Genomic DNA, 24,288 nt, shown 5'->3' with positions numbered 1-24,288 from the left:
GAACCTAACATCAATAGTGATAGATCAAGTTAATGATTGATCATACCATAAAGTTGAGGCATAAAAAAATCCCTTATCGAAAACCGATAAGGGATTTTGAGTTAAAAGAAAAGTGATCTTACTTTCCTTCCATTCTATCTTTAAGAGCTTGAAGCTTAGAGTTAGCATCACCTATTGTAGGTTTAGCATCTTCTTGAGCTTTAGCAGCTGCTTGTTGTACATTCTTAGCTTCCTCTTCTTTATGAAGAATCATGTGAGAACCTACTACACGCTTAAATTCTTTATTAAATTCAATGATCTGGATTTGCGCCTTCTCACCTTTTTTCAATTTAGAACCGTCTTCTTTTTCTAAGTGACGAGTTGGAATGAACACAGAGATATCTTCATTAAAGTTCACTACAGCACCTTTGTCTACAGTTTCAGTAATTTCAATATCGTGAGTTGTTCCTACACCAAATTCAGCTTCGTATTTATCCCATGGGTTAGGCATTGTCTGCTTGTGTCCAAGTGATAATTTACGTCCTTCTACGTCTAGTTCAAGAACCACTACTTCTAGTGTATCTCCTACTGTACAGAATTCTGATGGATGCTTCACTTTCTTAGTCCATGAAAGGTCAGAGATGTATATTAATCCATCTACTCCTTCTTCAAGTTCTAAAAATACTCCGAAGTTGGTAAAGTTTCTTACCGTTCCAGTGTGACGTGAACTAACAGGGTACTTAGTAGTAATGTCTGTCCATGGATCTGGGTGAAGTTGTTTCATACCTAGAGACATCTTGCGATCTTCTCTATCTATTGTAAGTACCTCAGCATCGATAATATCTCCTACTTTTACAAAGTCACCAGCACTTCTTAAGTGCGTAGACCATGACATTTCAGATACGTGAACAAGTCCTTCAACTCCTTCTTCTACCTCTACAAATGCACCGTAATCTGCGATTACAACTACTTTACCTTTCACCTTATCTCCTGGCTTGATCTTGTCAGATAGTGCTTCCCATGGGTGAGCCTCTAGCTGCTTAAGACCTAACTGGATACGTGACTTATCTTCATCAAAGTCAAGGATTACCACGTTAAGTGTTTGATCTAGTTCTACAATCTCGTTAGGATGATTGATACGTGACCAAGAAAGGTCAGTAATGTGTACCAATCCATCTACACCACCTAAATCAACAAATACACCGTATGAAGTAATGTTTTTAACAACACCTTCTAGTACTTGTCCTTTTTCTAGACGAGAGATAATTTCTTTCTTCTGCTCTTCGATATCTGCCTCGATAAGCGCTTTGTGAGATACTACAACGTTTTTGAATTCGTGGTTGATTTTCACCACCTTAAATTCCATTGTTTTATCAACGTACTGGTCATAGTCACGTATAGGTTTCACATCAATTTGTGAACCTGGTAAGAATGCTTCGATACCGAATACATCTACGATCATACCACCTTTAGTACGACATTTCACATAACCGTTTACAATCTCGCCAGTGTCGTGTGCGTTATTAACGCGTTCCCAAGCCTTGATAAGACGTGCCTTACGGTGAGAAAGGATCAATTGTCCTGTCGCATCTTCACGTATATCTACAAGAACCTCAACCTTATCACCTTCTTTCAGGTTCTGGTTGTAACGGAACTCATTAAGAGAAATAACACCTTCAGACTTTGCATTGATATCAATGATTGCATCACGATCAGTAATCTTGATCACTGTACCTTCAATAACGTCAGTATCTATAGTGTCAACAAAGTTGTCAGATACTAATTTTTCAAATGCTTTTAACTGAGCTTCATCCACTTTTTCAATACCTTCACTATAACGTTCCCAGTCAAAAGAGTCTAGAAATGCTGTTGGGTCTTCTTGTTGTGGAGAAGTAGGTCTTACAGTTGCTTCTTCTACTTGTTCTTGAACTTGATTATCAGTTGTAACATCTTGTGCAACTTCAAGTTCTTTTTTGTTTGTTTCTTCAGCCATAATTTGTTTGCTGATTAAAATTTGTATTCTAAAGACTTGTGGAAACTAATAGAACTGCTCTAGAAGATATGTTTATAAAGTTTTGACTCCCAACCGGTTTCCTTGTTCTCGATTTGGGTTTGCAAAAATACGTTCTTTTTTCATGAATACCAACACCTCAATACATGAAAAAACTTGCTTTTTATATCGCTTTCGCGAAAGCGGAACCTCCTGCAACTCCCTCAACCTCTATCCTATTTCACTAGACCAAAAGACCACTTGACTCATTATTGCTTTTTATACCTCTAACACAGGTGTAGTTTTAAATGAATTTAAAAACCAAAATCATGAAAAACTTTTTACTATTACTCGTATTTATAGCTGGTGCCAGCTTATCTCAAGCAAAAACCATCACTGGGAAAGTAACAGATAGTGAGGGAAGCCTATTTGGCGTCGTTATTTCTGTAAAAGGGGCTAAAACAAATACCACCACAGATTTTGACGGTAATTATACCATAGAAGCACAAGCAACAGACAAGCTTGTCTTTACCTACTCTGGATATGATTCTCAAGAAATTTTAGTTGGAAATCGAAGGGTCATTAATGTTGCTCTGACTACGAGCCTGGATCAGGTAATTGTTGTAGGGTATAGAACCACCTCAGCTCGAAGTAGTCGTGTGGCGAACAGTACAGTAACTTCAAAAACTATAAAGTCCAGGCCAAACGCTACTTATGTACAAACCCTCTCTGGTCAAGTAGCTGGAATAAACATTCGTAATTCTAATGGCCAGCCTGGGGCCAATAGCACTATAAACTTAAGAGGTGTTGGGAGTATTAATGGGTTTACACAACCCCTTATTATTTTAAATGGTGCTCCCATCTCAAACAATGAATTGAAAAAATTTAATACTGCTGAGATCTCTAGTGTGAACGTTATAAAGGATGCCTCTCAAACTTCTATGTATGGAAATAGAGGAGCAAAGGGTGTGATTGAGATTGAAACCAATGGTGATGTTAAGATGGAAGGAGCTGCAATAGTCCTGCGTCAGATCAACCATCTTTTTGAAAATGAATCCTATAAGAACATAGAAGAAAATGAATTTGAACAAGTAGGTACTTCCCCTCTATCTACCTTTTCCATTGATGTGGATAAAGCTTCTTATAGCAATGTGCGCCGCATGATTAATAATGGCCAGACTGTTGAACCAGATGCGGTGAAAATTGAAGAAATGATTAATTATTTCAAATATGATTACGAGCAAACTACTGATGATCAACCATTTGCCGTTCATACCAATGTATCCAAGACACCGTGGAACAAAGAAACACAGTTGGTCAAAATAGGATTACAAGGTAAAGACATCGATCGTGAAAAACTTCCTGCTTCACATTTGACTTTCTTAATCGATGTTTCTGGATCTATGTCCTCAGAAAATAAATTGCCTTTACTTAAATCGGCTTTTAAGATATTAGTACAGCAATTAAGAGCAGAAGACAAAGTTTCTATAGTGGTGTATGCCGGTGCCGCTGGAATCGTTTTAGAACCTACTTCAGGAGCAGATAAGGAAACAATTATCAGAGCCCTAGACAACCTCGACTCTGGTGGTTCTACTGCAGGCGGGGAAGGAATAGAACTTGCTTATAAAGTAGCTCAAGAACAGTTTATCAAAAATGGAAACAATCGTGTTATTCTAGCCACCGATGGGGATTTTAACGTTGGCGCTTCTAGTGATCGCGCTATGGAAAAATTAATCGAAGAGAAAAGAAAGAGCGGTGTGTTCTTATCGGTCTTGGGAATGGGATATGGAAATTATCAAGATGCTAAGTTAGAAACACTAGCCGACAAAGGAAACGGCAATCATGCCTATATAGATAACATTCAGGAGGCTCGTAAAGTTTTTGGTAAGGAATTCACCGGCAGCATGTATACCATAGCAAAAGATGTAAAACTCCAAGTAGAATTCAATCCTAAGAATGTATTGGCTTACCGACTTATAGGTTATGAAAACAGATTGCTGGCTACCGAAGATTTTGTAGACGACAACAAAGACGCAGGCGAATTAGGAATAGGTCATACAGTAACCGCACTATATGAAATTGTGCCAACTGGTAAAAGCAGTGAACACCTCAAAGAACTGACCGATTTAAAATATACCAACACCTCATTTTCAAAAGATTTCAACGATGAGTTGTTTACGGTAAAGCTGCGTTATAAAAAACCGGATGGCGATAAAAGTACCGCCATGGAATTTGTACAAAGAAATAAAACGACCAAAGCCGACGACAATATGCAATTTGCAGCTGCTGTAGCATTGTTCGGAATGCAGTTGAGACATTCTAAATACACCAACTCCACAGATTTAGATGCGGTTATAAAACTGGCTAAAAAAGGAAAAGGAACAGATGAAGACGGTTATCGTGCAGAATTTATTAGACTAGTAGAGTCTTACAAGGAATATGAAACTCAAAACCTTTCCTATTCTGGCTATTAAAAATTAAAAAACCTCACAGGTAAGAACCAATGATCAACTGACACCAATTTATCTTTCAAATGCCGCATAAAATTAGTTTCTTTTTTAACCATTTTTCGTCATAAAATAGAACCGTAGCTATAGCTATGCTTAGATTTTATTCCTAAACTTGATAAAAAACAATTCAAATTTTTAATACGTCATTTAAAAAACAAATTGGTTTTAAAGGCCAAAAGTATGATTGTTATCTGTGAGGTTTTATTATTAGTTAATTTTGAAAGTGTACTTTTAAATGCTAACAATACATCCATGACTTCTACAGCAAAATCTCCAAAAGAATACTTAAATAAGCTACCAGAGGACCGTAAGAAAGCTATGAATGACTTGAGAGATGTCATATTAAAACATTTACCTCCAGGTTTTGAAGAAGGAATGCTATACGGTATGATAGGATATTATGTTCCTAAAAGTGTTTATGAACCTGGATATCACGTTGGGAAAGAATGGACACCATTAGCCTTTATCAATATTGCTTCACAAAAAAACTTTATTGCACTTTATCATTCTGGTATTTATGCTGATCCAGATCTTTTAAAATGGTTCAAAACCGAATTCCCTAAACATTCCAAATACAAACTGGATATGGGAAAAAGCTGTGTGCGATTTAAAAAAGCAGATGCAATTCCTTTAGATTTGGTTGCTGAGTTGTGTCGTAAAATGACGCCACAGGAATGGGTGGGAGTTTATGAATCTGAGATAAAGAAATAGATGAGAAAAAAGAATAAAACTTATATTCGAAAACCTCTTTTAACACTTAACGATCTTCTAATTATTATTGGTTGTACTGGGTTTATAATAGGATTGGTATTCTATGTCAATTACATTATAACAATGGATGAACTGAACTCTTCTCCAAAAGCACAAATTATAAAAAATTACACATCAATAATTCCTCTTAGTTTACAATGTCAAATTTCAGATGGTAAATACAAAGCTATTCATGACAAAGAGTTTTCTCACTACACTAATTATCAATTTGAAATAAAAGGGGATAGTATCTGTTTTGAAAGTGATAATAGCAGTATCAAAATTGATCGTTTTGATTCAGGAGTTTTTGTTATTCATCATCCTCAAATAAATATAGATTCTCTAACTGAGGTACAGAGATATTTAGTTGAAGATTTTAAGTATTCTTACTATCAAATCGAAGAATGTAAAGGAGATACGTTAAAATTTAGATTAGGACCTAATTTACACGTAACAAGAACTACTGGGGTTTTAGTAAGGACTAATTAAACAATTAAAAAAATTGAAAACATTATACACTCTTTTTCTGTTCTTAATTACCAACATTGCAGCTGCACAATATGTATCTGGTAATATATCTGATCATGATGGAGGTATGCTTGGAGTAACAATAGAAGTAAAAGGTTCTTCTAATTCTATATTTAGTGATTTTGATGGAAACTTTAAAATCAACGCCAGAAAGAATGATACCCTAATTTTTAAACTGAAAGGATATTACTCTCAACTTGAAAAAATTAACGACAATTCAAATATTAATACCAGTTTGGTAGCTATTCACTCATATACTAATTTAAATTATCGAGGCATCACAACTATGCCTTATGATACCATCATCGTGCCTCTGGAATATCAAAAATTACGAGATACAATAAAGTTTCGATCAGATTTAGAAAAGCTTAATGATTACAACAAAAATCAAAAGCATAGAATCACTTTTGACGGTGTTGAAATATCTCAAGAAGAATATGAAGCGATAGATCCTACATTAATAGAATCAATTACTATTTTAAAAGATGATCCTTTAGGAATTGCTCATTCTACGAGAATACCCCAAATAATTATAGAGTCAAAAAACAATTGTTTTTTCAAGTTATGGCAATCAATAAAGTCTTTTAGAAAAGCCATCGATATCAAAATAAGAAATTAATTGAAAAATTTCGAGTGATGGAGAAAACGGTACAATCAGTCCACTACATCTAGATTCAGGAAGAATTCATATTTATAAAAAAAACATCAAAATCACCGTCAGATTTAGACAATGCCAACACGAATAGTTGGTATGTCAAATCTCAATAACTTTGTTCAAGAAAACTTTCAGAAATCAACATGCAAAATATTTCTCTTGGCATGTTGGATTGATGGTCGATTTTTTTACATGCCAACACAAATAGTTGGTATGTCAAATCTCAATAACTTTGTTCAAGAAAACTTTCAGAAATCAACATGCAAAGTATTTCTCTTGGCATGTTTGATTGATGGTCGAATTTTTTAGATAGCTCTGAGAAAGGTTTTAAAAGATTCCGCTATGCAGCGGAATGACACGAAAATAACTACGCCTTTTCTATCGCCTCCTCAGCCCAAGAAACTAATAATTCAAATTGCTCTTCTCGAGTCATTTCTGACGTGTCTAGTAATTTTGCTTCTGGCAATTGTATCAGTGGGCTGTCTTCCCTAGAAGAATCCATATGATCTCTTTCCACTACATTTTTAAGTACCTCTTCAAGAGAAACATCATCACCTTTTTCTACCAACTCCAGATAACGCCTTTGCGCGCGTATTTCAGGCGCTGCGGTCATAAACACTTTGAGTTCGGCATCTGGAAAAACTACACTTCCTATATCGCGGCCATCCATCACAATGCCCTTCTTATCGCCCATTGCTTTTTGCTGCTCCACTAGTTTGGCGCGTACTTCAGAAACTTCAGCCACCTTACTTACGACGCTACTTACCTCAAGCGTACGGATTTGTTTTTCAATATTTTCTCCATTCAAATGCACGTCTGCATTATTAGTGTCTTTATTAAACACAAAACTGATGCGAATATCTTTAAGTTTCTCAATAAGCTTTTGCTTGTCTAGGTTACCGTTAACCAGCAGTTTTTCGCGTAAAGCGAAATAAGAGACCGCTCTGTACATGGCTCCTGTATCTACATAAACATAGTGCAATTTCAAAGCCAGTTGCTTTGCAGCGGTACTTTTACCAGTACTGGAATGCCCATCAATGGCAATAGTTATTTTTTTACTCATCTATTGTAAATTAATATTAACACCAAAAAGGCTCGTATGTGATGCCAGTGTATACCTCGCATGTGTATAGCTGAATCGCAGGTTGTTCATCTTTAAGGAAAATCCGGCACTGACCCCAGAAAAGGCTCTAGTATTTTCAATACGCAACTCCTCTGATCTTCTAAAACTATAACCCAATCGCAGTTCAAAAATTTGCTCCGGGAAAATCTCTAGTCCCAAAACCGTATGACGTAAAGCGTTATTAAAAAAACCAGGTTGGTCTTCAGTGATATTACCATCGAGATCGGTTTGTGCATTAGCCTCGTTTGAAAAGGCTATATTCCATTGTTGAAGATTCTCCAGGGTGACGTGGAGTCGTAACGGGATATTTTTCATCGTATTAGAAAACCCGACGGCTATCTCTAAAGGCAAATCCTCATAAATCTCGTTATAAGGAGTGAATTGAGTTCCTAAATTACGTACCACAAGCGCAGCTCTTATAGCTTTGTCTTCATTGTAATAAAGAACTCCTATGTCTACCGCACCGCCGAAAGAGGTGTAAATATCTAGTTTAGAAGAGATCAATTTCAAGTTAGCTCCTACATAAAAATCGGACCACGGAATGTTATAACTGTAGCCCATAGAAACAGCGACTTCATTCCCGCCAAATTCTCCTGTAGAATTCCCCTGTTCATCATATCCGTCAAATTTACCATAGTTCAAATAAGTCACTCCGGCGTGAAAAGTCTGTACGTGTCGGTCCCAAGTGTATGCATAACTTGCTGTACCGTAGCTCACGTCACCCAAGTAATTGACATAGTTAACTTGTAACTGATTATCCATTTTAGGATTGATGGTCGCTGGATTATAGATTCCAGAAGTAGGGTCGTAATCCACACCAGTCAATACTCTGCCACCTAAAGCTGCCTGCTTTGTCCCAGAAACCAAATTTAAAAATTGATAAGTTGATTGTCCTCCTATTTGCGCTTTCGCGAAAGCGGAACATAAAAAGATAAGAAGAAACAGATGACGCATTAATGGGTTTTAAAAACTGCTATTGAGATAACGATTGCAAGTTTAATTTATTTTTATCTTGTAGTAGAGATTTTGATAGTTAATCTGCTGGTTCTATTCTTACCAGCCCATCGTCATCAATAACAACCAATTGTACCTGTTGAAGTTCGTTAACCAATTCTGGATTCCAATAGGATTTTACTTTTACGTAATTCTCTGTAAATCCATGAATAAAACCTTCTTTATTATCAGCCTCCCAAAGCACGGTTTTGGTTTTTCCTAGTTGGCTTTCATAAAAAGCACGGCGTTTCTTCACAGAAAGACCACGCAACATTTTAGAACGCTTTTTACGCACCTTAAGAGGCACAGCATTTTCCATAGTGGCTGCTGGTGTATTTTCTCTTTCTGAATAGGTAAAAACATGTAAGTAAGAAATGTTTAACTCATTCAAGTAATTATAAGTGTCGAGAAAATGATCATCTGTCTCTCCGGGAAAACCTACGATAACATCCACTCCTATACAACAGTCTGGCATGACCTCTTTGATCTTACTCACACGATCTGTATACAACTCCCTATTGTAACGGCGCTTCATTTTACCAAGCAACTCATTATTACCAACTTGAAGCGGAATATGAAAATGAGGAACAAAAGCATTGCCTCCAGAGACAAATTCAATGGTTTCGTTTTTTAATAAATTAGGTTCGATGGAAGAAATACGCAGGCGTTCAATCCCTTTTACGGTGTCCAATGCATGAACGAGGTCTAAAAAAGTGTGCTCATGGCGTTTATTGCCAAATTCTCCTTTTCCATAATCTCCTATATTCACACCGGTAAGAACAATTTCTTTGATTCCTTGACCACTTATCTGGCGTGCATTTTCCATCACATTTTCTAAAGTATCACTACGAGAAATCCCACGTGCCAGTGGTATGGTGCAATAGGTACATTTATAATCACACCCGTCTTGTACCTTCAAAAACGCCCTTGTTCTATCTCCTATGGAATAAGATCCCACATAGAAATCGGCTTCATCAATCTCGCAAGAATGCACCTGTGTAGGCTGTTCTTTAGACAGCTGATGGATGTAATCGGTAATTTTAAATTTTTCTGTTGCCCCAAGAACGAGATCAACACCATCTACATCAGCCAGTTCTTCTGGTTGTAATTGTGCATAACAACCCACCGCAATGACAAAAGCGTCCTCGTTCACTTTCTGTGCCTTTTTTACGATGGACTTAAAACGCTTATCAGCATTTTCAGTCACGCTACAAGTGTTGATCACGTAGATATCTGCCTTTTGCTCAAAGCCTACCTTATGAAAACCTTCTTGCTCAAAAGAACGAGCAATAGTACTGGTCTCACTAAAATTGAGTTTACAACCTAAAGTATAAAATGCAACGGATTTTGCAGCTGTCTCTACAAGCATAATTTGTGATGAATTTAAGGATGCAAAGGTAAGTATTAGTTCACAGTCACAATAAGCCTTTTCAGTTTGTGGCTACCGCTTTCGCGAAAGCGAGAACAATACTGTCTTATTTTAATATCAAAAGCTATTTTCATTTCTATATTCTTAAATTTTTCTTGACAAATGCGCAGTTGATTTTGCGTTCTTTAATATTAGAGAATGGAACAACAGCTTATTTTTTTTGAACCTTGTTATAAGGATCAAAAATATAAACTTATCAGCATGGATCTAATTGCACACAATTCTAGGAGCACGAATATTATCAATTATTCCTGTTATAAATCAACATTCTAAACGACCTTTGTATTATGGAAAACACTGTTTCTAAAACAACTTTAGGGTTGAACTTACCTACAGATCCGCGATGGGTGGATCTTGCTGCTATGAGTATGCAGGATATTCTAACAGATCATGCCTTTTGTGAGCAAAAAGCGGCGAGTACCATCATCTCGATTATTCAAATGCATTCTGACAAACCTGAAATTGTGGAAGCTCTTTCTCCTATTGTTACAGAAGAATGGGGACATTTTAGAATGGTTTTGGCCGAGTTAAAGAAAAGAGGCTTGACCCTTGGTATACAACGCCCAGATCAATACATCAAAGAATTGATGAAAGGAAAACCAAAAGGTACGGGACGCGAACAGTTGTTTTTAGATCAGCTATTGATTTGTGCGCTTATTGAAGCGCGCAGTTGTGAGCGTTTTAAAATACTTTCTCAACAACTAGAAGAGCAAGGTTTAAAAGATTTCTACCATCAATTCATGGTGGCAGAAGCTGCTCATTACAAATTGTTCCTCCAGCTTGCCAAAAGCTTTTTTGAAGAAGAAAAAGTGATGACGAGATGGCACTATTGGTTAGATCATGAAGCAGGTTTTTTACCTCATCTTGAAGTTCGTGGCGATCGAATGCATTGATGAACTCGAAATTGAACTCGAACTCGAACTCGAAATTGAAATTGAAATTGAAATTGAAATTGAAATTGAAATAAAATAAAATTGCCGAATTCCCTGTCGAACTCGAACTCGAAATTGAAAAAGAAATTGAAAAAGAAATTAAAAAAAGCGGAATTCCCTTGTGCTAAGCTTGTTGAAGTATTCTGCTAAATAAAAAAAAGCCACAGGCGAGTTGTGTTTCCCAAAGGACAGAATTAATTCTGCCATTTGGGAAGAAAAGCTTGAAAACAGATTAAACTAAATGAACCAAAATATCAAAAACTTCTTTTCAGAAAAGCGTTACCGCTGGTGGCTTATGGCCAGTATTACTATTATTTATTTAATTATCGTTGCCGGAGCTATTGTACGCATGACTGGAAGCGGTATGGGATGTCCAGACTGGCCAAAGTGTTTTGGTTATTGGATTCCCCCTACAGAGCAAGTGGAGATCGAGTTCTCTCCAGAAACTCCTTATAAAGAAGGAATGGTCATTATCCTTGATGAGGAACTGCGAGTGGCCAAAAAAGATTTTTTTACAGGTACTACTTACCAACCACAAAACTGGGAATCCTACACTAAACATGATTACTCCGTATTTAACGTATATCATACTTGGACAGAATATATTAATAGACTCATTGGTGCGCTGGGTGGCCTAGTTGTTTTTATCATGTTTTTATTCTCCTTACGCTACATCAAAAAAAGACCACGACTTACTATTCTTAGTTTTGTCTCGGTACTTTCAATGGGAATTCAAGCCGTGATAGGTAAAATTGTTGTGGACACCAATCTTTCTCCTGCGCTCATTACCTTTCATATGATCGCTGCTTTATTAATTGTAGGATTGCTTATTTATTTGCTTCATGAAGTAAAACCAACAGACTACCGTTATAAAAGCAATAAAACAATGGTGCGTGCTGCCGCTGGGTTAATTTTTCTTACCCTAATTCAAGTAGTTATGGGGACACAAGTACGCCAGTTTATAGATGAGCAAGTAGATCTTTTTGGGTACCCATTAAGTTCAGAGTGGTTAGAAAATGGCCCTTTGGTTTTCTTAATTCATAGAAGTTATTCTATTTTATTGCTGGTGCTTCACGGTTGGTTTATTTATAGAGCGGTTCATATATTCCATCATCCTACAAAATCCTATTCCGTTCTCGCTTCGTTATTTGTTATCACGATTCTAAGCGGTGTCTTTATGAATTATTTGGACTTTCCTTTCGGTTCTCAAGCGATTCATTTAGTTGTTGCTTCCTTAATTCTAGGTATGCAATTTTATTTGTGGATGCGATTGCGAGTGGCATTAAAATAAGAGGTTCACATGCCGAACTAATCTATGGAGCTTTTCAAAATAGGGCACACCATCTATAAAAAAGTTTTAGGAAAGAACAATCCTTGTTCCAAATTTATGTGGGATTTATTTATACTATCGTATTCAGCGCCAAATTTTAGTTGACTCCACATTTATGCGGATTCCATATGATGTCAAAGTGTTTCTTAAATAAGTGTTTCCATGACGCTTTCGCGAAAGCGCCCATGCTTTTAACATCTTAACCATATAAAAGATTTCACAATATTTTATATGGCCTATAAATAGCTTCGATAATAGAACTATATTTAAAAGTTCAACAAACAAATGTTGAGTAAATAAATAAATAGCATCATGGCAAAAAGTCAAGACTCCAAGAAAAACGTAAAAAAAGAAGCGACCAAAACTCCAAAAGAAAAAAAGGAAGAAAAGAGATTAAAAAAATCTAAAAAATAATAGTTAGGGTTCAACTATTCATCCATCAGTACTCCATTCATAGAAGTTTTGAATCTATACCTATTTATCATTTAACTTATAGTTGATGGAAGTCATTTGACAACGGCTACTTCCAGGAAGTAAAACAAATATAAATTTATGAATCAAACACAACTATTAGTAGCCGTTGGAATGAGCTTTTTGCTTCAGCAATTTACAAATGGCCAAACTGATTCAGATCTTCAGTTTTTACAAAAAATAGGCACTCTAGATAGCATCTATTCTAAAACACTAAATGAATACCGAGAAATTTATATTCAACTGCCTGCCGATTACAATCCTGCAGAAGATAAAAAGTATCCGGTAGTTTATGTTCTAGATGGAGAGGTATTCTTACCTACTGTAACTAATGTTCTTAGGTTTTACAGTGGCGGTTTTATTCCAGAAATGGTTGTTGTAGGCATTTCAAACGATAAGAATAGAATGCGGGACTTGACCACATCAACGGTAACAGAGATGTATGGAATGCCCTTTAAACAAAAAAATGGAGAGGCAGCAAATTTTAGTAAGTTCCTAGAGACCGAATTAATTCCATTTGTGGAGAAGAAATATCTTGTAACGAATTTTAGAACCTTAATTGGACATTCTTATGCAGGATTATTCACGTTGTATTCATTAGTTCATCAACCACATTTATTTTCAAATTATCTAGCCATTGACCCTAGTTTAGATTGGGACCATCAAAAACTACTTAAAGAAGCAAAAGATAAAATTACAAGCACTGATTTTAAGGGCAAGTCGTTATTTATGTCGTTAGGGGGTCAAGTACATATGCAGAAACCAAATATGCCTTTAGAGGAGGTTAAAAAAGACAGTACAGACTTTACCTTATTTGCACGATCAAATCTTGCTTTTTCCGAACTTTTGAATAATAGTAAGCAGAATGAATTATCCTTTGAATGGAAGTTTTATCCAAGAGATTTACATGGAACTATTGCTGTTCCCTCTATCATGGATGGTTTAATTTCTGTTTTCCAATGGTATCAAATGGAGCATATTGATGCATACAACACGCCTGCTACAACTGTCGAGGAGCTTACTAAGGTCCTTAGATACCGTCAAAACAAACTCCAAACTTATTTTGGTTATTCTGTACCCCCTTTACCCTATTTCCTATTGTATATACAAGGTGATATGAATATGGATATGGACCAAATGGACAAGGCAAAGATGTACTTTGATTTTGCCATCGAATATTATCCTGAAAATGTAAATGCTTATAGCGCTTTGGCAACTTATTATGTGAGAAACAATGACAAGAGAAATGCTATAAAGTTTTTCACTCAAGCTCTTGAAATAAGTGGAGATGACTCCTATAAAAAAAGAATTGAAGAACTGAAGAAAGAATAAATAGTACTAAAGGTCTTTCTTTGCGTGGCCTATACTATAACGGGCTTGTTATATGAAGTATTACGCATGTGTATTGAATAAAAAAAATAAGATTTTCAAACGATAAAAAAACACAAAATATCTTCAAATTCAAATCCGATTTCAAGCTAGAGTTGCTACTCAAAAATCCTATCTTTGCCATCCTTAAAAATTGGAGTAAATGATCTATAGATTAAGAGTTCTTCTCGATGCAAACGACGACTGTTTTAGAGACATTGAGATAGATGAAAAAAGCACTTTAGAAGAGTTTCATAATGTCATTGTGCAAGCTTTCCAGCTGGAAGGTGATGAAATGGCTAGTTTCTATGCCAGTGATGAAGAGTGGAATCAAGGCGAGGAATACTGCCTTTTTGATATGAGCGGTGGAATGGCTCCTGTAAAAAAGATGGCCGATACGCTTTTAGAAAAAGCCATGAGTAAAAAGAAAACAAGAATGATCTATCTTTATGACTTCTTGAGTTTGTGGACCTTTTCTGTTGAATTAGCTGATGTAGTTCCTCATAATCCAGGTACCACTTATCCGCAAGTGATATTCTCTGTGGGTGAATTACCAGACAGTGCACCAGATAAAGAATTTGAAGCAGACCCACGTTTTCACGATGATGACGATGATGACGATGACGAAGAATATCGCGGTGATGGCGATAATGAATTTTATGATGAAGAATCCTTTGACGAAAATGACCTCTATTAAACTATGATCAATTTATACAACACTAGAATTGAAAGTCTTGCCATACATCGTGTAGGTAACAAAAATAAAGGAGAAGCTTTACTTACTTCCAACAGTTCTACGAGTTTGGATGATGAGATGCACTCCCTTTTAAAGGAATACTTTTTGAAATCTTTTCGTTCTAAAGAAGAAGCATATTACAGTTTCTTTCATGAAGATGACTTAGAGTTTCATGAAATGTACGCTTTCGCGAAAGCGATATTCTCCACACCAGCATCTCTGCTAGAAAACAGTAAGAAGATGGCAAAACACCTGTATGAACAGTCAGACCATCCTCACATACGAAGTGGTGAAGTGTATATCTGTTATTTTGATAACGTTATGGTGGACAACAATAAAACCGACGCTATAGGGATTTTCAAAAGTGAGATCAAACAAGAGTTTTTACAGTTTGAAGAAGGAGAAACAGATCTAAAAATGATTCTTCAACAAGGCGTCAATTTGAACAAATTAGACAAAGGAGCAATAATTTTTAACGTAGAAGAAGAAGCTGGTTACAAGATCCTTTCTGTAGATTCTAACCGTTATGATGCTAAGTATTGGTTGGAAAGTTTCTTGGGCGTAGATGTTTTTGAGGACGAGAATTTCTTTACAAAAAAGTATTTGAAATTTTGTCAAGACTTTGCAAAAGACGTGGTATTACCTGCTGAAGATAAGAAGGAAGAAGTCATGTTTATGAACCGTGCGGTAAATCACTTTGCCAAAAACGACACCTTTGAAGAAACGGCTTTCTTAAATGAAACACTAGAAAATCCGGATTTGATTCCAGAATTTAAAAATTATAAATTAGAAAAAGGAGCCAAACACTCTATAGAAGATGTGTCTACCTTCCCTATCTCTAACACTGCTGTAAGTGCTGCTCGAAAGGGAATTAAAAGTGTTATCAATCTAGATACTCATGTGCAAATAAAGATGGATTTCACCAACTCTAGCAGTGCAGAGAAGTTTATAGAAAAAGGATGGGACGAAGAAAAACAAATGTATTATTACTTAGTTTACTTCAACCGAGAAGAGAAGAAGTAACTAAAAAGTACCGGCTGTAAAAAACCTGAATTTTATTCTTAATGGAATAAAATTCAGGTTTTTTTTATGACTAATAGTTTATGCCTATATTTTAAATTGATTTTCATGATCGGCATCATGATAGTTTCTTTTTACAAATTCCATTGCAGTATTTAGGACTCCTCCCATGCTTCTCGTAGATTTAAATGCTACATCTCCAGTAAAATCATGAAGTTCTTTTTTAAGCTGTTTGAACTTTGAAGGAGTAGAAATAAAATCGGCCTTCATACATTTTATCAATTGTCTATATCGTTTTTGTGTATTGATCAATCGTTTTGCAATAAGTGCCCTTTCTTCTTTTTTATATTGCTCGATACTTTCACTCTTAAGATGAGTTGCTACATTAGTGACCATTGCCAGGTTTTCTTTAAAAAATTGTGGTCGATATACTTTTAATTTACCCTCATAACATTGCTGATCGAAGTCTATAGCGCGTATCGCATAACTAACTCTGTCAAAATCATGAGTTGGAATGACCACATAGTTGTAGGACCTCATATCACCCAATAATCGGATCAAACAACGTTCATTAAATTTGACAAACTCTTTTGCTATTTGAGTCAACTCTTGCTGATCACAATCTTCCATATAATTCTCTATGAATTCATCTCCTGGAATACCCGCAATATGTTCTTCAATTAAAGTATTCTTATACACTAAAAAGTTGATACGGTGAGGTGATAAAAGATGTTCTATTTCTAACCCGTAAACCCTTGAAGCATCTGCTTTTTTTACATAGAAATAAGTAAATCCGTCATTCAAAATATTTCGTATCCGGATACGAAATGGTTTTGTATTACCAAAGGTGCAGTAATCCACAGCGTCGACATTCAAATAGTCCAATGACTTATCACGTCCATCACTGTGAAGAATATCGTAAATTCTTTTTAAATGGCCGTCTATTTGCTCCCGATCAGAATCAGAATAATAACAACGCACCCATAAAGTATCTTCATCATTTTTATCATAAACAGTGATACAACCGGCAAATCTCAATAAGTCATCATAGGAAACTGGAATGGTAGTAGCTCTATTGTATCTTTTTACATAATCTGATAAAGAGGTACCTATAGGAAAAGTAGGTTTCTTATTAGAGAGTAATTTATCATTAAGGATCTTTTCGGACATCAATATTGTAACATTTGGTGTTTCTTGCAGTCACATAATACAACAAAAAAACTTTATTCATGGAAACCATCCTTGAAATTAACCAACTTCATAAAAACTATGGTCCGCTCACTGCGGTGGATCATATTTCATTTAAAATAAAAAAAGGCCATGTCTACGGAATTCTAGGTCCTAACGGTAGTGGTAAATCCACCACTTTAGGAATGGTACTCAATGTAGTGAACCCTACTAGTGGTGATTATAAGTGGTTTGAAGGAACCACCTCTAATCATGATGCCCTAAAAAGAATAGGTGCGATTATAGAACGGCCTAATTTTTACCCCAGTATGAGTGCCATTCAAAACCTAAAGCTGGTCTGTAAAATTAAAAATATAGATCCTTCTACAATTGAAGAGAAATTGACACTTGTAGATTTGCTTTCGCGAAAGCATTCTCCTTTTAAAACCTACTCTTTGGGTATGAAACAACGTCTTGCGATAGCGAGTGCCTTGCTCAATAACCCAGAGATATTGATCCTTGATGAACCTACCAATGGCTTAGACCCTCAAGGAATACGACAGATACGGGATATTATTCAAAAAATAGCAGCAAACGGAACTACCATCCTACTGGCTTCTCACTTACTAGACGAAGTAGAAAAAGTGTGCACTGACGTAGTGGTTTTGCGCTTAGGTAAAATGTTGTATTCTGGTCCAGTAGACGAAATGAATAGAAATCATGGATCCATATTTATAGACGCCACTGACAGGGATGCGCTGCATGATTTCCTTAAAAATAAAGCTTATGCAGGAACCATCACCGTACATGATGATGGTCTAGAAGTAAAACTTTATGAAGATGTAGACAATACACAAATCAATAAAGAAGCTTTTGAGAACGGTATTGTTCTCAACAAACTATTTCATAAGAAGCAGAGTCTAGAAGACCAATTCATTGAATTAACCAACCAAAACTAATGGCCGCTATGAAAAGATTATTAGATATAGAATTTCACAAATTCAGGTATAGTAAAAGCAGCAAAGTACTTACCATTATTTACTTAGCTATAGTGATACTGTTGATGCTTACCGGGATGATAAGGATCGAATTGAATGGTTTTAATGGTAGCTTCTCCGATTTAGGAATATTCAATTTCCCATTAATCTGGCATGTGAGTACTTACTTTACAAGTTTTCTTAAGATTTTTATTGCTATTGTGATCGTATCCTTAACGGCAAATGAATACACTAATAGAACTTTAAAACAAAACTTGATAGATGGTTTAAGTAAAAAGGAATTGATCCTATCTAAGTTTTACTTCGCTTGCTCTCTCGCTTTTTTAACAACAATTATTGTATTCTTAGCCTCGTTGACATTAGGCTTGATTTATTCTGACTTTAATGAGGCCTCCATAATTTTCTCCCAAATGGGATATCTAGGAGCTTTCTTTTTAGGTCATTTGGTGTTCTTTTGTTTTTGTCTATTTGCAGGGATTTTAGTAAAAAGAAGTGCTTTCGCTTTAGGTTTTGTTGCGGTATGGTGGATCTTTGAAGGTGTTTTAAATCTAATTGCAAGAGGTGTAGATCAATTATACGACACGCATATTTATGACTGGTTGTTGCATCTGTTGCCCCTTAACGCCATGTCTAATTTGATCAAAGAGCCTATAACTAAGATTGACCTGATATCGTCTGCAATGAATCAAATAGATATTAAAGGTCTTAATTTTACTTACGATATTGAATGGGTTGATATCCTTTCTGTTTGTATCTGGAGTGCCCTATTGATCTACTGGTCTTATGCCTTACTAAAACGAAGAGACTTGTAAATTGAATTTTATATAACATACTCAAGATGCCAATTGATTTTTTTCAATTGGCATCTTTTTTTAATGAAAGGCCAGGTAAATGAAGAATTTCTAAAAAAGCATTAAATGTGATATAGGTGTATTAAATTCGCACATGCAGAAAAAGAAATTTTTATTAGCCTTCTTTATTACGGCAATTACATTGTGTTCTAGTATCGTAAATGCACAATTGCAGGCATCAAACTGGTATTTTGGATTCAACGCTGGTATCAACTTTGATCCCATAACAGGTGCGGTAACCCCTTTAACTAATGGTCAGGTCTCCACCAACGAAGGCTGTGCTACCATTTCAGATGAGAATGGGCAGCTGTTATTTTATACTGACGGGATTATAGTTTATGATCGCACCCACCAAATTATGCTCAATGGCCAAGGATTGAGAGGCGATCCATCGAGCAGTCAAAGTGCGATTATTATTCCTAAACCCCAAGATGCTAATATCTATTATATTTTCACCGTGGATCTTCCTCCAGGAAATCAGGGCGGTGGTGATAAAGTGCATTATTATGAAGTAGACATGAGAGGTAATTCTGGACTCGGAGAGGTAACTACTGATATTAACAATCCGCCTTCATTAGTAGACGAGGCTTCTGAAAAATTGACCGCAATTAATCATTCAGTCAATGATGAGATATTTGTAACTACTTACGCCAACTCTACAGGTTTTGGCTTCTTTGATTCATTCCACACGTTTACTGTTTCTGCTACTGGAGTTAATCCTATACCAATTATTTCAACTGTTGCTACCCCTACATTAGCAAGAAGGGGATATTTAAAATTCTCACCAGACGGTCGCTTTCTAGTTTCTTGTACCATGGGTGCTCAAAGTTATATCTACGATTTTGACCAAAGTACTGGAGTCGTTTCCAATGAAAGGGCTATAAATTTAACTACTGCAAATCAAGCTGGGTATGGTGCAGAGTTCTCTCCAGACGGCAGCTTATTGTATATCACAGCTTCTAATGACACCTTTGGAAATAATCCCGCAAACCATTCCTCTACTCTTTATCAATACGAACTCACTCCAGCAAACCTATCTACTCCATTTTTGAGCGGTATTGAAATAGATACACGTCCTGGTTATCGAGGTGCCATACAATTGGGTATAGACGGGAAAATATACAGAGCACTTGCCGATACTTTTACCATTGGTAGAAATTTTTTAGGTGTTATTAATAATCCTAATGTCGTAGGTACTGGTTGTAATTATCAACACGATGCTATTCCTTTAGCTGGTCGCATGTCAGCTCAAGGATTACCCCCTTTTATTCAAAGTTTCTTTGCTTTAATAGAAGTAGAAAATTTGTGTTTAGGGGATGGTACCACATTTGAATTTCGATCTGACACACCACCAGATTCCGTGCTGTGGGAATTTGGTGATGGAACCACTTCTACACTAGAAAACCCAACTCATATTTATACTGCCGCTAGAATTTATAATGTTGTTTTATCATTAACAAGTGGTGGAAGCACGAGAGTCTATCGTAAAAATGTACAGATTTATGACACTCCTATTGCAAATACCATAAGCGATATAGTTGCCTGTGATGCAGATCTTAACGGTAGAGAAATAGTTGATTTAGACTTACTTGCTACACCTCAAATTTTAGGTGCACAAGACCCTAACCTTTTTACAGTGCGGTATTTTATTAATCAAGCAGATGCCGATTTGAACAGAAATGCCATTACTACTCCCTTTCTAGCAAATGTTCCTCAACAAACACTTATTGCTAGAATTTATAACAGTAATAGTGCCAGCTGCTATGAAACCTTAGCCTTTGATTTAAAAATATTTGATCAACCCATTTCTAATCTGGTAAATGATTTAGAGGTTTGTGATGACGATTTTGATGGAGTGATAACTTTTGATTTGAGCAATCAGACCAATACCATCCTAGGCTCTCAAAACGCCTCTGATTTTAATATCTCCTATCACTCTTCACAAAATGATGCCGACAATAACTCTGGCGCATTGGCATTGAGTTATCCTAATACAACCCCTTTTAATGAAACGGTATTTATACGTATAGAAAATGCTTTAGAACCAAATTGTTTTGATACCACTCAATCTTTTGATTTAATTGTTAATCCTAAACCTGTCGCTAACGACTTCTCTGCGTTTCAATGTGATGAAGACGGCACTCCAGATGGAAGAACGGTGTTTAGTTTTATGAGTTTTGATAATTCAATAAGTGCAAGTGCTGTGGGCGTTAGCGTTTCTTATTTTATCAATCAAAATGATGCAGATGCTAATTTAAATGCACTGGATAATGTAAGCTATATCAACCTTACTCCTATGCAAAACATCATCGCTAGAGTTACAGATGATCTCACTGGATGTTACAGTACTTCTGCTGTTACTTTATCAGTTAGTGCTAGCGATGCTCAAGACACTGCCTTATCTATTTGTGATGATGATGGAATGGAAGATGGTCTTGCAGAGTTTGATCTTTCCAATGCCAATAACGATGTATTGATCAGTGCACCGGCAAACGTCACTGTAAATTACTACGCATCTCTAAACGAGGCTTTAACAGAGCAAAATACACTGCCTAACCTATTTACCAACACAACGCCTGATAACCAAACCCTATTTGCAAGAGCAGAATCTCCAGATGGAAACTGTTTTGGAATCAGCGAGGTATTATTAACAGTGAATGCACTACCGGTTATAGAATTAACCGAATTGTATGATTATTGTGGCAACAATCCGCAAGCTTTAACTCTTGATAGCGGCATCCTAACTGGAACTGTAAATGACTACACTTATGTATGGAGTACTGGGGCAACTTCAGAGTCTATTTCTGTAACTGCAGGCGGCGATTATCGCGTCACGGTTTCTAACTTAGAAGGCTGTTCTAGAGATAGACTAATTACGGTTATCATAAGTGAGCCTGCAACTATTACCCGCATAGAAACTATAAACGCAGGTACTAGTAGCGGTGGATCGGCAACTATTAATGTGACTGGATTAGGGGATTATGAATACCGCATTAACTTAGAAGACCCCTATCAAGATAGTCCTGTTTTTAACAACATTGTTCCTGGATTTTACACCGCTTATGTAAGGGATAAAAACGGTTGTGGAACCACTTCACAAGATTTTAGTATTGTGGGTTATCCTCGTTTTTTTACTCCTAATAATGATGGCTTTAACGATTACTGGCAATTAATAGGGGTCTCTGTGGTTTTTGAGCCAAATTCTGAAATTTTTATTTTTGATAGATATGGGAAACTTTTAAAGCAAGTTTCTCCGCAAGGCCCAGGTTGGGATGGAACCTATAATGGCACTCCTTTACCTTCAAGCGATTATTGGTTCAAGGCTACTTTAATGGATGGGACAATCTTTTCTTCTCACTTTACCTTGAAAAGATAAATTCAGATTGCCTATTTTTACGATAGAGCAATGAAGTACATTTTATATTTATTGATTTTTATTTGTTCCGCTTTCGCGAAAGCGCAACTAGAATCCTCCTACTGGTATTTTGGGATCAACGCCGGTATTGATTTTAACACCGGTAGTGCTGCAGCAATTGATGACGGACAATTAATCACTGGGGAAGGTTGTGCCACTATCTCAGATGAATTTGGTAATTTATTATTCTACACAGACGGCTCCTTAGTATACGACGCCGCTCATATCATAATGCCTAACGGGACTGGCCTTAAAGGAAACTCTTCAAGTACCAGCAGCGCTATCATCGTTCCATTACCTGGAAGTCTTAATTTATATTATGTTTTTACCGTAGACACTGATGATCTGGTCTATCGCAATACAGAAGGATTGCACTATTCTATAGTCGACATGTCTTTAAACGGTGGTACCGGAGATATAGATGTTCTGAACAAGAACATTAACCTACTCCCTGTAACTTCAGAAAAACTAACCGCTATTTCAAACGCTACAGGTGATGGATTTTGGATCATTTCGCAGTTTCAAGATTTATTTTATTCTTTTGAACTAACAGCCAGCGGTTTGAGTACGAGCCCCGTTATTTCTCAAGTTGCTCCTTTTGTAGAATTGATTACGACACCTGTAACAAATGTTGATGTAGCTGCCATGAGAGGTTACATTAAGGTCAACGCCAGAGGCAATAGACTGGTTGCCGCTCATTTTTCAAATAACACCACAGTAGAATTTGCGGGAATCACAGATGTTTTAACAGCACGCAGCGCCGCTTATGCTAACGGTGGCGAGTTATACCTATACGACTTTGATAATGCTACAGGTATAGTTTCAAATCCGCTACCCTTATTGACTAGACAAGATGGTGGTTCTATTTATGGTGTAGAATTTTCTGGAAATGGACAATTTTTATATGCAGAAGTGGATTATATGAATTCCTCTACAACTCAAATATTTGAATTAATAAGAGGTGAAATTATTCAATATGACTTAACGGCATCTAATATCGCAAGTAGCGCAATAGTTATTCATCAAGATAATATCACGCCTTTTAGAGGTGCGCTGCAATTGGGACTGGACAATAAAATTTACCACTCTAGATATCAACAAAATGCTCTGAGTGTTATCAATAACCCTGATGATGCTGGAACTAATGCCAATTATACCTTTAACTCTTTTCCATTAACTCAAAATGCAACAGCATGGTACGGCTTGCCCATTTTTGTACAATCCTTTTTACTGAATGGAGAAATTGAAGCAATGGATCACTGTTTTGATGAGGAACAGTTTTTTAGGGTCAATACAGCAGCAAATTTGGTCTCCGTAAATTGGGATTTTGGAGATCCAAACTCAGGAACTGCTAATATTTCTAGTGACCTTTTAGCTTCTCATTTATTTTCTGCTCCAGGATCTTATACCGTAACAGCCGTCGTAGAAACCTTAGTACAAGTTTTTACCATTACAACGACTGTAGAAGTATTTGAACAAGTATCTGTGAATAGCTTTCCAAATATATTAGAAGAGTGTGAAGAAAGTTTTGATGTGGCGCTATTTGATTTAACTGAAATTGGTGACACTATTTCTACAAATAGCAATCAAACAGTAAGCTATTATGAATCAGAAATAGACGCACTAGAAGACCAAAACTCAATTTTAAACCCTTCTAATTATACCAATCTCTTTCTTACACAAGAAATTCATGTAAGAGTATCAAATGAAAACTGTTTCCTAATTTATTCATTTTTGATACAGATAAAAAATTGTCCTGTTGAGGTTTTTAATGTGGTTACCCCTAACGGTGATGGATTAAATGATACGTTCATCGTTTCTGGCCTTTATAACATCTATGCTAAACATAAAATGTATATATTTAGCAGATACGGACAAAAAATATGGGAAGGAAATAATGACTCTGGGGGATGGGACGGCACTTCAAATACCGGTTTATTCAACTCAGGAGAACGATTACCTACAGGAACCTATTTTTACGTATTAGAATTAAATGAACCACACACCAAACCTAAAGCAGGCTACGTCTATTTAAGATAAGCT

Annotated in this window: 18 protein-coding genes; 13 read left to right on the top strand and 5 right to left on the bottom strand. The window is 36.3% G+C overall.

What is annotated here, in order from left to right; genetic code table 11:
* Nucleotides 1-118: 118 nt before the first annotated feature.
* Entirely contained in the window at nucleotides 119-1,972 is a 1,854-nt protein-coding gene (rpsA, locus tag CW736_RS09855) for a 30S ribosomal protein S1 (protein ID WP_101013782.1), read from the bottom strand.
* A gap of 326 nt (nucleotides 1,973-2,298) precedes the next feature.
* On the opposite strand from rpsA, the gene CW736_RS09850 reads away from it, so the two are divergent.
* The 4 genes from CW736_RS09850 (at nucleotide 2,299) to CW736_RS09835 (ending at nucleotide 6,376) form a co-directional block, all read left to right on the top strand.
* Nucleotides 2,299-4,443 carry a VWA domain-containing protein gene (locus CW736_RS09850; RefSeq protein ID WP_101015105.1) on the top strand — a complete coding sequence of 715 codons (2,145 nt, stop codon included), beginning with the start codon at nucleotides 2,299-2,301 and terminating at the stop codon, nucleotides 4,441-4,443.
* Between the two features lie 288 nt (nucleotides 4,444-4,731).
* The gene (locus tag CW736_RS09845) at nucleotides 4,732-5,190 is read left to right on the top strand and encodes a DUF1801 domain-containing protein (RefSeq protein WP_101013781.1); all 459 of its coding nucleotides are present in this window, start codon (nucleotides 4,732-4,734) and stop codon (nucleotides 5,188-5,190) included.
* 123 nt (nucleotides 5,191-5,313) lie between these two features.
* Entirely contained in the window at nucleotides 5,314-5,718 is a 405-nt protein-coding gene (locus CW736_RS09840) for a hypothetical protein (protein WP_157810926.1), read from the top strand.
* Between the two features lie 13 nt (nucleotides 5,719-5,731).
* Nucleotides 5,732-6,376, top strand: coding sequence for a carboxypeptidase-like regulatory domain-containing protein (locus CW736_RS09835; RefSeq protein WP_101013779.1), 645 nt, complete (start codon nucleotides 5,732-5,734; stop codon nucleotides 6,374-6,376).
* Between the two features lie 403 nt (nucleotides 6,377-6,779).
* Here CW736_RS09835 and cmk read toward each other — a convergent pair whose 3' ends face one another.
* The 3 genes from cmk to mtaB all read right to left on the bottom strand — a co-directional run bounded on the left by cmk (nucleotide 6,780) and on the right by mtaB (nucleotide 9,897).
* Nucleotides 6,780-7,475: a (d)CMP kinase gene (gene cmk / locus CW736_RS09830; RefSeq protein WP_101013778.1), complete on the bottom strand. Its 696-nt coding sequence runs from the start codon at nucleotides 7,473-7,475 to the stop codon at nucleotides 6,780-6,782.
* Nucleotides 7,476-8,489: a type IX secretion system protein PorQ gene (porQ, locus tag CW736_RS09825; RefSeq protein ID WP_101013777.1), complete on the bottom strand. Its 1,014-nt coding sequence runs from the start codon at nucleotides 8,487-8,489 to the stop codon at nucleotides 7,476-7,478.
* A gap of 79 nt (nucleotides 8,490-8,568) precedes the next feature.
* Nucleotides 8,569-9,897, bottom strand: a complete 1,329-nt coding sequence (mtaB, locus tag CW736_RS09820) for a tRNA (N(6)-L-threonylcarbamoyladenosine(37)-C(2))-methylthiotransferase MtaB (protein WP_101013776.1) — start codon at nucleotides 9,895-9,897, stop codon at nucleotides 8,569-8,571.
* Between the two features lie 347 nt (nucleotides 9,898-10,244).
* On the opposite strand from mtaB, the gene CW736_RS09815 reads away from it, so the two are divergent.
* The 5 genes from CW736_RS09815 (at nucleotide 10,245) to CW736_RS09795 (ending at nucleotide 15,817) form a co-directional block, all read left to right on the top strand.
* Nucleotides 10,245-10,850 carry a tRNA-(ms[2]io[6]A)-hydroxylase gene (locus tag CW736_RS09815; RefSeq protein WP_101013775.1) on the top strand — a complete coding sequence of 202 codons (606 nt, stop codon included), beginning with the start codon at nucleotides 10,245-10,247 and terminating at the stop codon, nucleotides 10,848-10,850.
* Nucleotides 10,851-11,130: 280 nt separating this feature from the next.
* Entirely contained in the window at nucleotides 11,131-12,180 is a 1,050-nt protein-coding gene (locus CW736_RS09810) for a COX15/CtaA family protein (RefSeq protein WP_101013774.1), read from the top strand.
* 591 nt (nucleotides 12,181-12,771) lie between these two features.
* Entirely contained in the window at nucleotides 12,772-14,022 is a 1,251-nt protein-coding gene (locus CW736_RS09805; RefSeq protein WP_101013773.1) for an alpha/beta hydrolase-fold protein, read from the top strand.
* Nucleotides 14,023-14,221: 199 nt separating this feature from the next.
* Nucleotides 14,222-14,755 carry an IS1096 element passenger TnpR family protein gene (locus CW736_RS09800; protein ID WP_101013772.1) on the top strand — a complete coding sequence of 178 codons (534 nt, stop codon included), beginning with the start codon at nucleotides 14,222-14,224 and terminating at the stop codon, nucleotides 14,753-14,755.
* Between the two features lie 3 nt (nucleotides 14,756-14,758).
* On the top strand, nucleotides 14,759-15,817 hold the full coding sequence (locus CW736_RS09795; protein WP_101013771.1) for a nucleoid-associated protein: 1,059 nt from the start codon (nucleotides 14,759-14,761) through the stop codon (nucleotides 15,815-15,817).
* An 84-nt stretch (nucleotides 15,818-15,901) separates the two neighbouring features.
* On the opposite strand, the gene CW736_RS09790 is transcribed toward CW736_RS09795, so the two are convergent.
* On the bottom strand, nucleotides 15,902-16,984 hold the full coding sequence (locus CW736_RS09790; protein WP_101013770.1) for a hypothetical protein: 1,083 nt from the start codon (nucleotides 16,982-16,984) through the stop codon (nucleotides 15,902-15,904).
* A 59-nt stretch (nucleotides 16,985-17,043) separates the two neighbouring features.
* Here CW736_RS09790 and CW736_RS09785 point away from each other — a divergent pair, with 59 nt between their 5' ends.
* The 4 genes from CW736_RS09785 (at nucleotide 17,044) to CW736_RS09770 (ending at nucleotide 24,285) form a co-directional block, all read left to right on the top strand.
* Nucleotides 17,044-17,940 carry an ABC transporter ATP-binding protein gene (locus tag CW736_RS09785; RefSeq protein WP_101013769.1) on the top strand — a complete coding sequence of 299 codons (897 nt, stop codon included), beginning with the start codon at nucleotides 17,044-17,046 and terminating at the stop codon, nucleotides 17,938-17,940.
* Between the two features lie 8 nt (nucleotides 17,941-17,948).
* Complete coding sequence (locus CW736_RS09780) at nucleotides 17,949-18,791, top strand: ABC transporter permease (RefSeq protein WP_101015104.1); 843 nt, start codon at nucleotides 17,949-17,951, stop codon at nucleotides 18,789-18,791.
* Nucleotides 18,792-18,924: 133 nt separating this feature from the next.
* Complete coding sequence (locus CW736_RS09775; RefSeq protein ID WP_101013768.1) at nucleotides 18,925-22,206, top strand: T9SS type B sorting domain-containing protein; 3,282 nt, start codon at nucleotides 18,925-18,927, stop codon at nucleotides 22,204-22,206.
* A 30-nt stretch (nucleotides 22,207-22,236) separates the two neighbouring features.
* Nucleotides 22,237-24,285 (top strand): gliding motility-associated C-terminal domain-containing protein, encoded by a 2,049-nt coding sequence (locus tag CW736_RS09770; RefSeq protein ID WP_101013767.1) that lies wholly within the window; start codon nucleotides 22,237-22,239, stop codon nucleotides 24,283-24,285.
* The last annotated feature ends 3 nt before the right edge of the window (nucleotides 24,286-24,288 follow it).

It is taken from the genome of Nonlabens sp. MB-3u-79 (genome assembly GCF_002831625.1).
In the GTDB taxonomy this organism is placed as follows: domain Bacteria; phylum Bacteroidota; class Bacteroidia; order Flavobacteriales; family Flavobacteriaceae; genus Nonlabens.
This window is presented reverse-complemented; position numbering and strand designations above follow the sequence as displayed.